Raw genomic sequence first — 12574 nt, forward strand, 5'->3', positions numbered from 1 at the left:
GCAAAAGCGGGTGAGACCTATCGGATAACGCCGAAAGCATCAGCGCCGCAATCGTAGCGCCAAGAGAATTACGCCGGCCACGCAGGCCGCGCTCCCCAACAGCGGGAACAGCGGGATGCCCCACAGCCGCAGCGAAGAATGCATCAGATAAGGCGCCAGGCCCAGAGCAAAAGCGGCGGTGACGATGGCGATAGCCAGCGTGACGGCGGCGCGTTCCAGCGCTTTGCTCAATTGGCCGAGGTTCTTGACGTTGATCTCGGCATTGAGCTGCCCCCGCTTCAGGCGACGTACCAACAACCGCAGGGTTTGCGGCAGCTCCTCTCCGGCGTCGAGCGCTTCCCCGCCCAGGGCCAACAACCGCTGGCGCACGGCGTCGGGGGCATAGCGCTGCAGCACCGTTTGTTGCAACATCGGCTTGAGCGTGGCGACGATGTCGAAGGCCGGATCCAACCGATGCAGCACGCCGTCGGCGGTGATTAATGCCTTGAACAGCAGGACCAGGTCAGGCGGCAACGCCAGCTGGTGTTCACGCGCCATCACCAGCAGGTCGGTCAAGGCTTTGCCCAGCGTCAGGGTGGCGGCGGCCTGTTTGTCGAGAAAGTTTTGCGCCGCCAACTCCAGATCCAGCAGGTCCAACGGTTCGCTGTCCGACCAGGCGATCAGCGTGTTAACGATGCCTTCGGATTGGCGATCGGCGATGGCCTGCAGCAGCAGGAGCAACTGGTTGCGCCGCCGCTCGGACAGCTGGCCCACCATACCGAAGTCGATAAAACCGACGCGGTCACCGCTCAGCGCCATGACGTTGCCGGGGTGGGGATCGGCGTGATACAGCCGATGCTCCAGCACCATGCTCATAAAGGCGCGGGCGCCGCGTTGTGCCAGCAGCGGGCCGTCAAAGCCTGCCGCCGCCAATTGCTGAGGGTTCTCCGGCGCGGTACCGGGCAAGTATTCCTGCACTAACAGACGCGGAGACGACCATTGCCAATAGATTTTCGGCACGACCACGTCGGGTTCTCGTGCAAACATCTTGGCGACGCGATCGCAGTTATGCCCTTCGTGAGTCAAATCCAGCTCGTGATTGAGCGCCGTCGCCAGCGCTCGGACCATCTGCCGCGGCCGATAGCGTGCCAGCGTGGGGCTCTGCTGCTCCACGGTTTCCGCCAGCGAGGCCAGCAGCCGCAGATCGGCGTGGATGGTTTTCGCCAGGCCGGGCCGCAGCACTTTCACCACCACCTGTTCGCCACTGTGCAAGCGGGCGCGGTAAATTTGCGCCATCGACGCTGCCGCCAGCGGCGTGCGATCGAACTCGGCAAACAGGTGCTCGGGCTCGCCCCCCAGATCGGCAACGATCTGCGGCGCCAGTGTCTCCCATGGCAATACCGCCGCTTGGCTGTGCAGGCGATCCAGTTCGTCGGTCCAGGCCGGATCCAGGAGGTCAGAACGCGTGGCCAGGATCTGACCGAATTTGACGAAGGTGGGGCCCAGCGCCTCGAGCGCCTCCCGCAGCCGTTCAGGCAGGGTCTGTGCGTCCTGCAGGGCGGGCTCGCCGCGGACACCGCGCAGCAATGCCCCCAGGCCCAGCAAACGCAGAACGTCTTGCAGACCATAACGAATCAGAACGGAGGTAATTTCCTTCAGCCGCGCCCGATCGCGAGCGGTGGCGAGCACCATTTTCAACATCAGTACGCCATGTCCTTTTTGTGACTCTCGAACGTTATTGTTCCATATCCAGTAGCAACGGCACCTCGCTGCGCTGCGCCATGCGGTTGCGGTAGGCTTCCACGTTATCCGGCAGCGCAACCCCGGCGACGATCGACAACGAACGTAGCAGCGGGAACAGGTGAATGTCGTCCTCGGACAGCTCGCCGTTCACCGCGTCAGCGGAGACGATCAGCGGTGACAGGGTTTGCAGATCGGCCTCCAACTGGGCGATCAGATCGGCGCTGTTGGCGAGATGTTCGGCGAAATCTCCGATTGACGCCTGTTTTTTATCGATAAAGTACTGGCGGGCACTGGCGGTGGCAAACTCTTCGAAATCGGCATGCGCAATACGCGGCAGCAGCAATTTTGCGCTGTAACCGCCGACCCGCTGCAGCCATTCGGCGATAGCCGGGTTGGTGCGGACGGTCAGGACCGGCTTGCCGTCCAACCCATCGACATAGCGTACGATATCCAGGCTTTCCGGCATCGCTTCACCGTTGTCTTTAATCAGAATCGGCACCATTTTTTTGCCGATCAGGTTGAACGGGGTCGTCTCATCGTCGTTGAGCAACGTGACCAGGCGAATCGGCAAACGTTTCAGGCCGAAAATCATGCGGGCTTTAACGCAGAATGGGCAATGATCGTAAATGAACAGTTTCATGCTTGCTCCGGGTTGTCAGGTTTTAACAGCAATAGTTACCACAGCTTATCGAGGCTGTCTTGACGTGCGTGTGTTGGATGGTGCGTTATTGCGATATTGCCCGCGCACCGGCACGGGCTAGAGGGCGTTATTTCTTGGCCGGTACCGAGTTGAGCACATCGATCAGGTGAATGCGAGCTTCTTCGAGGTCGATTCTGTCACGTTCGTTGGCGGCGGTGACGACCTGCAGCTGCTTGATAATATCGTCCTTCAGGCCGGCGTCGCTGGCGAGGATGTGGGCCAGTGCTTTTTCCACCAGGGTGGAACGCGCATAAATCATGCGCAAGTTCAGTATCATATGTTCGAGTAGTTGCGGTAATTTTGCTTCTTCGCTCATGCCGACGGGCTCCTGTGGGTGTTTTTACTAACAGGATAGCAGCTGTTGCCGATTCGGCCGGATTTCTATGGCGTTAACCGCCGCGCAGCATCATCGGGGCGCTGCGTCGTGGGCTGAACTGCCAGTACAGCGCCAGCAGCGTAGCGAAGCCTACTGCCCCAAGCAGCAACCAGGGCAGCTCCGGCATGTTCATCGTGCGTCCGGTATCGTACATCCAGCCGCCGCCGGTGTAACCCAACGCGCCACCCAGCGCCAGGCCAAGGCGACTGAAGCCCATATAGCTGCCGCGTGCACGCGGATCCGCCAGCGAAGCGCTTAGCGTTTCGCGCGCCGGCTCGGCGATAATCGATCCCAGATAGAAGCAGCAGATCAGTGTGAACACCCCCTGCAGGGTGGTGGCGAGGCCAATCGGCAGCAGGCTGAGCGTCATTAGCAACAGGCCCGCCATCAGGCGCTGCTCAAGCCGGAAGTGTTTTTCTCCCCAACGCGCCAACGGATAGAGCAGCGACAATGACAGCGCCGCTTCAATCGCATACATCCATTTTACTGCCGCCGGTGAACCGGCGATTTCGTTGACCACGATCGGCAGCATCAGCATCACCTGTACCGCCAGCATATAGTAACCGGTCAGCGTCAGGACATAGGTGAGGAAGCGGCGATCGCGCAGTACCCGCAACATGCCTTCCTTCATCGGTATACGCACGGTAGAGATGCGGTAAGCCGGCAGTAGCCAAGCGTTCCAGCCAGCGGCGAGCACGAAGATCGCCGCCCCAACCCAGCAGACAAAGTGGAAATCGTACTGCAGCAGCCAACTGCCGATCAGCGCGCCGACCACCGCCCCCGCGCTGTCCTGCATCATCAGCAGCGAGAAAAAACGGCCGCGTTCATGCGGGCGGGTCAACTTGATTACCAAAGCGGTGCGCGGCGGATCGAATAACGTGCCGCCGAGGGCGGACAGCGCGCAGGAGAACCACAGGATCCAAGGCTCATCCGCCATCGCCATGGTAGCGAAACCGGCGGCGCGCAGCAGCATGCCGGTGACGATCATCGGCTTGGCGCCGAAGCGATCGGCGATGGCGCCGCCAAAGATGCCGAGCCCTTGTTGCAGCAGCTGACGCAAACCCAGCGCGATGCCGACGATCAGCGCCGCCCACCCTAATTGATCGACAAAGCGGATCGAAATAAGCGGGAACACGACAAAGAAGCCTAAAACCACCAGCAGGTTGTCGAGCAACAGAAAATATTTACCCAAGCTGCGCGCTTGCGACACCAGAGACATGCATCACCATGAGCAATTAAGAGAGAGGGGGAAGGCAACCCCACCATTCTCTACCCAATTGCCGGGCGGCGACAGGGGCGGAGTAGATAATATTTTTTTATCGTCAAGGTGTTACCTGCACTGCAAAATGGGCGGAAAAACGCCGTAAAACGTGTGTTCGGCGATTTACTGAGCGACCGGGATTTTACCTCGGGGGCGGGCTACGGTTATATTGAATGCAGGGAAGTGCGGTTCTGAGGCGCTATTGGCTAAATAAAGTCATGGCATTAGATCGACGCCGGATAATTAACCATGCGGCTTCCCAATAAATACTTCTTATCGAACCGTTTTGACTGCGGGGGAAATGATGTTCGGCTACCGCTCTGCATCGCCAAAAGTACGTCTTACTACCGACCGGATGGTGGTCCGTTTAGTGCATGAACGGGACGCCTATCGTCTGGCGGACTATTATGCCGAGAACCGGACCTTTCTCAAACCCTGGGAGCCGGTGCGCGATGAAAGCCACTGTTATCCGTCCGGCTGGCAGGCGCGCCTGGGGATGATCGCTGAAATGCAAAAGCAGGGCAGCGCCTACTATTTTATCCTGCTCGATCCGGAAGAGCAGGAAGTCCGCGGCGTGGCGAACTTCAGTAACGTGTTGCGCGGTTCGTTTCACGCCTGTTTCCTCGGCTATTCGCTGGGGGAGAAATGGCAGGGGCAAGGGCTGATGTTCGAAGCCTTGCAGTCCGCCATCCGTTATATGCTGCGCCAACAGCGCATGCACCGCATCATGGCCAACTATATGCCGCACAACCAGCGCAGTGGCGCATTGCTGACGCGTCTGGGATTCGAACGCGAAGGTTACGCCAAGGATTACCTGCTGATCGATGGCCAGTGGCAAGACCACGTTTTGACGGCATACACCAATAAAGAGTGGCTCCCCCCACGTTGAGGCCAAACGATGAAATATGAATTGAACGCCAAAGAGGCCCGGGTCATCGGCTGCCTGTTGGAAAAACAGGTGACGACGCCGGACCAATACCCGCTTTCGCTTAACGCCATTACCCTGGCCTGTAACCAAAAGACCAACCGCGAGCCGGTGATGGATCTGAGCGAGAGTGAGGTGCAGCAACTCCTCGATCTGTTGCTGCGCAAACATTTCCTGCGCACCCTCAGCGGATTCGGCAATCGGGTAGTGAAATACGAGCAGCGGTTTTGCAATTCCGAGTTTGGCCAGCTGAAACTTTCACCCGCCGAACTGGCGGTGATCGCCACTTTGTTGCTGCGCGGTGCGCAAACACCGGGCGAGCTACGCACCCGCACCAATCGGATGCACGAGTTCAGCGATGTCAGCGAGGTCGAGCAGGTGCTGCAACAGCTGGCCACGCGGGAAGATGGCCCGTTCGTGGTGCGCCTGGCTCGTGAGCCGGGCAAGCGCGAAAGCCGGTTCATGCATCTGTTCAGCGGCCAGATTGATGAAGCGCTGCCGGCGGCGTTCGAATCCGAGGAAGACAGCGAACTGAGCGCCAGGGTCAGCGCATTGGAAAACGAAGTGGCGGAGCTGAAACGGCAGCTGCAACACCTGTTGGCGAGGGATGCGAATGACTAAATTACGAGTAGGCGTGGTGGGATTGGGCAGTATCGCGCAGAAGGCTTATCTGCCAATCCTCGGCCAAGCGGCGGATTGGACGCTGGTGGGCGGTTTTTCGCCCAATCAGCAAAAAGCGCAGCCGCTGTGCGACAGCTACCGCATGGCCTGTTTCTCCCGGCTGAACAGCCTGGCCGAACAGTGCGACGCCGTATTTGTCCACAGCAGCACCGCCAGCCATTTTTCGGTCATTGGCGAGCTGCTAAACCGCGGCGTGCACGTTTACGTCGATAAGCCGCTGGCGGAAACGCTGGAGCAGGGCGAGCAGCTGCTCGAGTTGGCCGAGCGGCGAGGCAAAACGCTGATGGTGGGGTTCAACCGCCGTTTCGCGCCGCTTTACCGGCAGCTCAAGCTGGAAATGAACCAGCCGGCCTCTATCCGTATGGATAAACATCGGGCGGACAGCGTCGGTCCGCACGATCTGCGTTTTACCCTATTGGATGATTACCTGCACGTGGTAGACACTGCGCTGTGGCTGGCGGGCGGACGCGAGCAACTGTTGAGCGGCAGCGTGCGCGCCAACGCTGCAGGCGAGATGCTGTACGCCGAGCACCACTTCGCCTGCGGCGACACGCAGGTGACGACCAGTATGCATCGCCGCGGCGGCAGCCAGCGCGAAAGCGTGCAGGCGGTGACCGACGGCGCGCTGTATCAGTTGACCGATATGCGTCACTGGCTGCGTGAAGATGTACAGGGTGAGTTGGAACAGCCGGTGCCGGGTTGGCAAAGCACGCTGGTGCAACGCGGCTTCGACGGGGCGGTACGGCATTTCCTTGATGCCGTCGCCAACCAGAGCGCGCCGGAAACCGGCGGCGAACAGGCGCTGGTCGCCCAGCGGGTGGTCGAGCGTTTGCTGCGGGATAACTCTATGTAACATATGGCGGTAGCTATTCTTTTCCGGATGCGTAAACTGAGCCGATTGTTTCACTGACGCCTGCTGTTGCAGGCGTTGATATTTACGGTACCTATCAGACAACCACATGAACCTACTCAAATCCTTGGCTGCCGTCAGCTCGATGACGATGTTTTCGCGGGTGTTGGGCTTTGCCCGCGATGCGATCGTCGCGCGCGTGTTCGGGGCCGGCATGGCAACGGACGCCTTCTTCGTGGCGTTCAAACTCCCTAATCTGCTGCGCCGTATCTTTGCCGAAGGCGCGTTTTCGCAGGCCTTCGTGCCGATCCTGGCCGAATACAAGAGCCAGCAGGGTGAAGAAGCGACGCGCACCTTTATCGCCTATGTCTCCGGGCTGTTGACGCTGGTGCTGGCGGTGGTGACGGTGTTGGGGATGCTGGCCGCGCCCTGGGTGATCTACATTACTGCGCCGGGCTTTACCGACACGCCCGACAAATTTGCGTTGACCTCGGCGCTGCTGCGCATCACGTTCCCCTACATTTTGTTGATCTCACTGGCGTCGCTGGTGGGGGCTATTCTCAATACCTGGAACCGCTTCTCGATCCCGGCCTTTGCCCCCACGTTGCTTAACGTCAGCATGATCGGCTTCGCGCTGTTCGCCGCCCCGTATTTCCACCCGCCGGTGCTGGCACTGGCCTGGGCGGTGGTGGTGGGCGGCGTGCTGCAGCTGGGTTATCAGCTGCCGCACCTGCGCAAGATCGGCATGCTGGTATTGCCGCGCCTCAAACTGGGTGATGCCGGGGTCTGGCGCGTGATGCGCCAGATGGGGCCGGCGATCCTCGGGGTGTCGGTCAGCCAAATCTCGCTGATCATCAACACCATTTTCGCTTCGTTCCTGGTGTCCGGCTCGGTGTCCTGGATGTACTACGCTGACCGCCTGATGGAGTTTCCGTCCGGCGTGTTGGGCGTGGCGTTGGGTACCATCCTGCTGCCGTCGCTGGCCAAAAGCTTCTCAAGCGGCAACCACGACGAGTATTCGCGCCTGATGGATTGGGGGCTGCGCCTGTGCTTCCTGCTGGCGTTGCCGAGCGCCATCGCGCTGGGTATTTTGGCCAAGCCGTTGACCGTCTCGTTATTCCAGTACGGCAAGTTCAGCGCCTTTGACGCAGCGATGACGCAACGCGCGTTGGTGGCGTACTCGGTAGGGCTGATGGGGCTGATCGTGGTTAAAGTGTTGGCGCCAGGCTTCTATTCGCGGCAGGACATTAAAACGCCGGTCAAGATCGCCATCATCACGCTCATCATGACACAGGTGATGAACCTGGCGTTTATTGGTCCGCTTAAGCATGCCGGTCTGGCGCTGTCGATCGGTTTGGCGGCCTGCCTGAACGCCACGTTGTTGTATTGGCAGCTGCGCAAGCAGAAGATCTTCCAGCCACAGCCGGGTTGGGCACTGTTCCTCACCAAGCTGGTGATCGCCGTGCTGGTGATGTCGGCGGTGCTGATTGGTGTGATGTGGCTGATGCCGGCCTGGGATCAGGGCAATATGCTGGAGCGTTTGCTGCGCTTGGCGGCGGTGGTCGTGGCCGGCGTGGTGGCCTACTTCGGCGTGCTGGCCGGGTTGGGTTTCCGCCCGCGTGATTTTTCGCGCCGCGTCGCCTGAGCCGAATGCAAGAATAAAAAAAGGTCGCCTTGGCGACCTTTTTGCTTTCCGCGCAGTGCGGTTTACATACGTTCGACGGTTTCGATGCCGAGCGTGTCCAGACCCGTTTTCAGCGTTTTAGAGGTCAGCAGCGCCAGCTTCAGGCGGCTCTGACGAGCTTCTTCGCTGTCGGCGTTGAGGATCTGGCAGTGCTCGTAGAAACCGGAGAACAAGCCCGCCAGATCGTACAGGTAGCTGCACATGACGTGCGGCGTGCCTTCACGTGCAACGGTAGTGAGCACCTCTTCGAACTGCAGCAGGCGAGTGGCCAGTGCAATTTCACGCTCTTCGGTCAGTGTCAGCGGCAGCGTCAGGCTGCTTTCGTCGATCCCGGCGCGTTTGAATACCGATGCCACGCGGGTATAGGCGTATTGCATATAAGGCGCGGTATTGCCTTCGAAGGCCAGCATGTTATCCCAGTCGAAAACATAGTCGGTGGTGCGGCTTTTCGACAGATCGGCGTATTTCACCGCGCCGATGCCGACCACGCGGGCCACGGTCTTCATTTCCTCTTCCGGCATGTCCGGGTTTTTGCCGGCGATCAGCTGTTCGGCGCGTTCGATGGCCTCATCCAGCAGATCGGAGAGCTTCACGGTGCCGCCTGAGCGGGTTTTGAACGGCTTGCCGTCTTTGCCCAGCATCATGCCGAACATGTGGTGTTCCAGCGAAACGGACTCAGGCACGTAACCGGCTTTGCGCACGATGGTCCAGGCCTGCATCAGGTGCTGATGCTGGCGGGAGTCGATGTAATACAGCACGCGGTTGGCGCCCAGGGTCTCGTAGCGATATTTGGCGCAGGCGATATCGGTGGTGGTGTAGAGGTAGCCGCCATCCTTTTTCTGGATGATGACGCCCATCGGGTCGCCGTCCTTGTTCTTGTATTCGTCGAGGAACACCACGGTGGCGCCTTCGCTTTCCACCGCCAGCCCTTTGGCTTTCAGATCGGCGACGATGCCCGGCAGCATCGCGTTATACAGGCTTTCGCCCATCACGTCGTCTTCGGTCAGCGTGACGTTCAGGCGGTTATAGGTCAGCTGGTTTTGCGCCATGGTGATGTCGACCAGCTTGCGCCACATTTTCAGGCAGTACTGATCGCCGCCCTGTAGCTTCACGACGTAAGCGCGCGCGCGCTCGGCGAACTCGGCGTCTTCGTCGTAATGTTTCTTGGCTTCGCGGTAAAACTGCTCGAGATCGGACAGGCCCATATCGCTGGCGTTTTCATTCTGCATTTTTTCCAGGTAGGCAATCAGCATGCCGAACTGGGTGCCCCAGTCGCCGACGTGGTTGGCGCGGATCACTTTGTGGCCCAGAAACTCCTGGGTACGTGCCGCGGCGTCGCCGATGATGGTGGAGCGCAGATGGCCGACGTGCATCTCTTTCGCCACGTTCGGCGCAGAGTAGTCGATAACGATGGTTTGCGGTTCAACCGGGGCAATGCCCAGCTTCGGTGCATTCAGCACCTGGTCGGCCTGGCGGGCGACCCAGTCGCTGTTCAGGAAAATGTTGATAAAGCCGGGACCGGCGATTTCCACTTTACTGGCGACATCGCCGAGATCCAGCAGTTGCACCACTTTTTCCGCCAGCTGACGGGGCGGCATGCCCAGCTTTTTGGCGACTGACATCACGCCATTGGCCTGGTAATCACCAAACTGCGCCTTGGCGGAAGGGCGGACCTGCGCTTCGCAATCGGCTGGCGCACCAGCGGCGATCAGCGCCTGGCTGACTTTATCTGAAAGAAGAACCTGAATATTCACCGGGTTACCTTAATGACGAACGAGGAGCTGAAGCCAGCCCCTGCGGGATTCAACGGTGGCGGGCGCGACGGGCGACCTCCACAAAACAGCCTGCAATTGTAACCGATCTGACGGAGCCCGTCAGCAGTTGGCGCGGCCGCTGCGATGAAACAGTTGTCGGGTGCGGCGCGTAGAATGCCTGAAGGTGAAAAGCAGAATGACCTGACCAGAATGTACGGAGGGGAGAGTTATGAGGCTAACGCTTTTTATTGTGACGCCTGGCATCCAGCGTGTTGGTGCGGCGTGATTTAAAATGACGGTAGATGGCGTATACGGCGATAATTATCAACACCAAGGAAATCGTCAGCAATAACATAATGATCATCTCTAATTTAAATTTTCTCCAAAGTAGCTGAGTTGTACTGGTGAATCAATTGTCCGAGGTTAAATTAAGATAATCCTTAGTTTTTTATTAATTATTGAATTTTATTGTCTTTGTTTACAATGGGTTGATTGTTGTTTTTTTGTGAATTTGATAAGTGGCTAAAGTGTGATTAAATGAAGCGATTCAATCGGTTTAACCCGCGAATCACGAATGGTTTTGTGAAAAATAACTTAAATCATAACGTCATGATGAAGGGTTATAATGGCTTGCGAAAATTCTTAATTTTTATTTTTCTGTTGACTTAATAAGCTGCCTTCTTAATAAAAAGTTGGTTTTTTGCTCTCTCCGCACGCAACCGAAAATCATTCTGAATGACTGCTGAAAACCCTCTCAACGCTGGCGAGCGCTGTCGCCACCGTGTAAATTACGGCGTTTAACTTTGTGCTCCGTTGTTTTGAGGTTCCTATGACCACTCCCTTGCAGGCCATTGCCGAGCTTGACGATCTGAAGCTCGACCTGCCGCGTTTCGAGCAGGCGTTGCAACAATTTGCCGCCAGATTGCGGCTTGATCTGTCTGCCTTTATCGCCGATCACATCTCCCTGCGTTGTCACCAGAACGCTACCGCCGAACGCTGGCGCCAGGGATTGATGCAGTGTGGGACACTGCTGTCCGAATCGATGATCAACGGGCGGCCTATCTGTTTGTTTGATTTACAGCAGCCGCTGGCCGTGGGGCCGTGGCGCATAGATTGCGTTGAGCTGCCGTACCCCGGGGAGAAACGCTATCCGCATGAAGGGTGGGAACATGTCGAATTGGTGCTCAGCGGCGATCCGCAGACGCTGCATGCACGGGCGTTGAGTCACCTTGCTGATGAAGCGTTGTTGGCGCCGGGGATCAAGCTGAAGCAAAGTTCGCCAAAAGGCGAAGGCGAACGGCTGCCGAACCCGACGCTGGCCATCACCGATGGAACGGTTACGATCAAGTTTCATCCTTATTCCATTAGAGACATCGTCGCCAGCGAACAAGGCTAGCCAGCCAGTGCCGCACAGGCTTGCGCCATGCGATCGAGCGCTTCATTGAGCAGGGCCCGCCGGCAACCGAAGTTCAGCCGTACAAAGCGCCGATCGCCGAAATCCAAACCGGCGCTTAACCCAACGCCTGCGCGCTCGAAGAACTGATGCGGGTTATCCACCGGCAAAGCGCTGCAGTCGATCCAGGCCAAATAGGTGGCTTCGATCGGTAACAACGTCAATCCCGGCATAGCGTTGATGCGCTCTGTCAACCGATCGCGATTGGCGCGCAGATAAATTAACTGCTCATCCAGCCAGGGTTGCCCGTATTGATAGGCCGCCTGGGCGGCGACCAGCGCCAGCAGATTAACCTCCGGGACAATGCCGCTGCGTGCGCGTTTCAGCTTTTGTCTCAACGCTTCGTTGGGGACGATCGCCATCGAGGCGCCGAGCCCGGCGAGATTGAATGTCTTAGACGGTGACATCAGCGTCACGCTGCGTTGGGCCGCATCTTCATTCAGGGTGGCGAAAGGGATGTGTCGCACGCCGGGTTCAAGTAGCAGCTCGCAGTGGATTTCATCGGAGCAGACGATTAAATCGTGCTCGCGAGCGAACTGATGGTGCTGCAACAGTTCATCCCGGCGATAAACGGTGCCTCCGGGATTTTGCGGGTTGCACAGCAGCAGGAGCTTCTCATTGCCGCTGAGCCGATCATGCATCGCGGAAAAATCCAGCACCCAACGTTGGCCTGCCGCCGTTAGCGGCACCGAGAGGTGTTTACGCCCCGCGAATTTGGCCGCTTTGCGAAACGGCGGATAAATGGGGGAGGGAGCCAGCGTGCTCTGATGTTCTTCGGTGCAGGCGTGCACGCACAGGTTCAGGCCACACACCAACCCAGGCAGGAAAATGATCCATTCAGGCTTGATGTGCCAGCCGTAGCGCTCTACCATGCGGCGGATAAAAACCTCAAGAAGATCAGGGGATGGGTGGGTGTAGCCGAATACGCCGTGCGCTACGCGCCGCTGCAAGGCTTCTATCACCGCCGGCGGCGAGGCGAAATCGCTGTCGGCGACCCAAAGCGGGAGGATGTCGCGGCCGCGATATTTATCCCACTTAACGCTGTCACTGTGACTGCGGTCTACCCATTGATCAAAATTGAATGCCATAGTTACAACCCTGAACCGGTTTATGCCTATGCATGAGCCTACGTGAGAAATGAAGAAATGAACAATTGCCGCCGTATGTT

Annotated in this window: 11 protein-coding genes; 5 read left to right on the forward strand and 6 right to left on the reverse strand. The window is 58.4% G+C overall.

The genetic code is table 11. The features are described 5' to 3' along the window. Window positions 1–39 precede the first annotated feature (39 nt). The 4 genes from RE418_RS16765 to mdtH all read right to left on the reverse strand — a co-directional run bounded on the left by RE418_RS16765 (window position 40) and on the right by mdtH (window position 4017). Window positions 40–1680, reverse strand: a complete 1641-nt coding sequence (locus RE418_RS16765; protein WP_089195965.1) for an AarF/ABC1/UbiB kinase family protein — start codon at window positions 1678–1680, stop codon at window positions 40–42. Between the two features lie 34 nt (window positions 1681–1714). Next, window positions 1715–2362, reverse strand: coding sequence for a glutaredoxin 2 (grxB, locus tag RE418_RS16770; protein ID WP_043143590.1), 648 nt, complete (start codon window positions 2360–2362; stop codon window positions 1715–1717). Window positions 2363–2489: 127 nt separating this feature from the next. Next, complete coding sequence (locus tag RE418_RS16775; protein ID WP_043143592.1) at window positions 2490–2738, reverse strand: hypothetical protein; 249 nt, start codon at window positions 2736–2738, stop codon at window positions 2490–2492. Window positions 2739–2811: 73 nt separating this feature from the next. After that, entirely contained in the window at window positions 2812–4017 is a 1206-nt protein-coding gene (gene mdtH / locus RE418_RS16780) for a multidrug efflux MFS transporter MdtH (protein WP_043143594.1), read from the reverse strand. A 346-nt stretch (window positions 4018–4363) separates the two neighbouring features. Here mdtH and rimJ point away from each other — a divergent pair, with 346 nt between their 5' ends. The 4 genes from rimJ (at window position 4364) to murJ (ending at window position 8160) form a co-directional block, all read left to right on the forward strand. Then, window positions 4364–4948: a ribosomal protein S5-alanine N-acetyltransferase gene (gene rimJ / locus RE418_RS16785; protein ID WP_025303142.1), complete on the forward strand. Its 585-nt coding sequence runs from the start codon at window positions 4364–4366 to the stop codon at window positions 4946–4948. Between the two features lie 9 nt (window positions 4949–4957). Further along, on the forward strand, window positions 4958–5605 hold the full coding sequence (locus tag RE418_RS16790) for a YceH family protein (protein WP_089181001.1): 648 nt from the start codon (window positions 4958–4960) through the stop codon (window positions 5603–5605). Beyond that, the gene (locus tag RE418_RS16795) at window positions 5598–6518 is read left to right on the forward strand and encodes a Gfo/Idh/MocA family protein (RefSeq protein ID WP_089181000.1); all 921 of its coding nucleotides are present in this window, start codon (window positions 5598–5600) and stop codon (window positions 6516–6518) included. Before RE418_RS16790 ends, RE418_RS16795 begins: the two co-directional genes overlap by 8 nt. A gap of 106 nt (window positions 6519–6624) precedes the next feature. Next, on the forward strand, window positions 6625–8160 hold the full coding sequence (murJ, locus tag RE418_RS16800; RefSeq protein WP_399675308.1) for a murein biosynthesis integral membrane protein MurJ: 1536 nt from the start codon (window positions 6625–6627) through the stop codon (window positions 8158–8160). A 62-nt stretch (window positions 8161–8222) separates the two neighbouring features. On the opposite strand, the gene argS is transcribed toward murJ, so the two are convergent. Beyond that, window positions 8223–9953: an arginine--tRNA ligase gene (argS, locus tag RE418_RS16805; RefSeq protein WP_025303138.1), complete on the reverse strand. Its 1731-nt coding sequence runs from the start codon at window positions 9951–9953 to the stop codon at window positions 8223–8225. An 829-nt stretch (window positions 9954–10782) separates the two neighbouring features. On the opposite strand from argS, the gene RE418_RS16810 reads away from it, so the two are divergent. Beyond that, window positions 10783–11349 carry a VOC family protein gene (locus RE418_RS16810; protein WP_025303137.1) on the forward strand — a complete coding sequence of 189 codons (567 nt, stop codon included), beginning with the start codon at window positions 10783–10785 and terminating at the stop codon, window positions 11347–11349. Here RE418_RS16810 and RE418_RS16815 read toward each other — a convergent pair. Next, window positions 11346–12494 carry a MalY/PatB family protein gene (locus RE418_RS16815; RefSeq protein ID WP_049203941.1) on the reverse strand — a complete coding sequence of 383 codons (1149 nt, stop codon included), beginning with the start codon at window positions 12492–12494 and terminating at the stop codon, window positions 11346–11348. The genes RE418_RS16810 and RE418_RS16815 overlap by 4 nt on opposite strands. Between the last annotated feature and the right edge of the window lie 80 nt (window positions 12495–12574).

This window comes from Serratia sp. szju, from assembly GCF_044594185.1.
In the GTDB taxonomy this organism is placed as follows: Bacteria; Pseudomonadota; Gammaproteobacteria; order Enterobacterales; family Enterobacteriaceae; genus Serratia; species Serratia bockelmannii.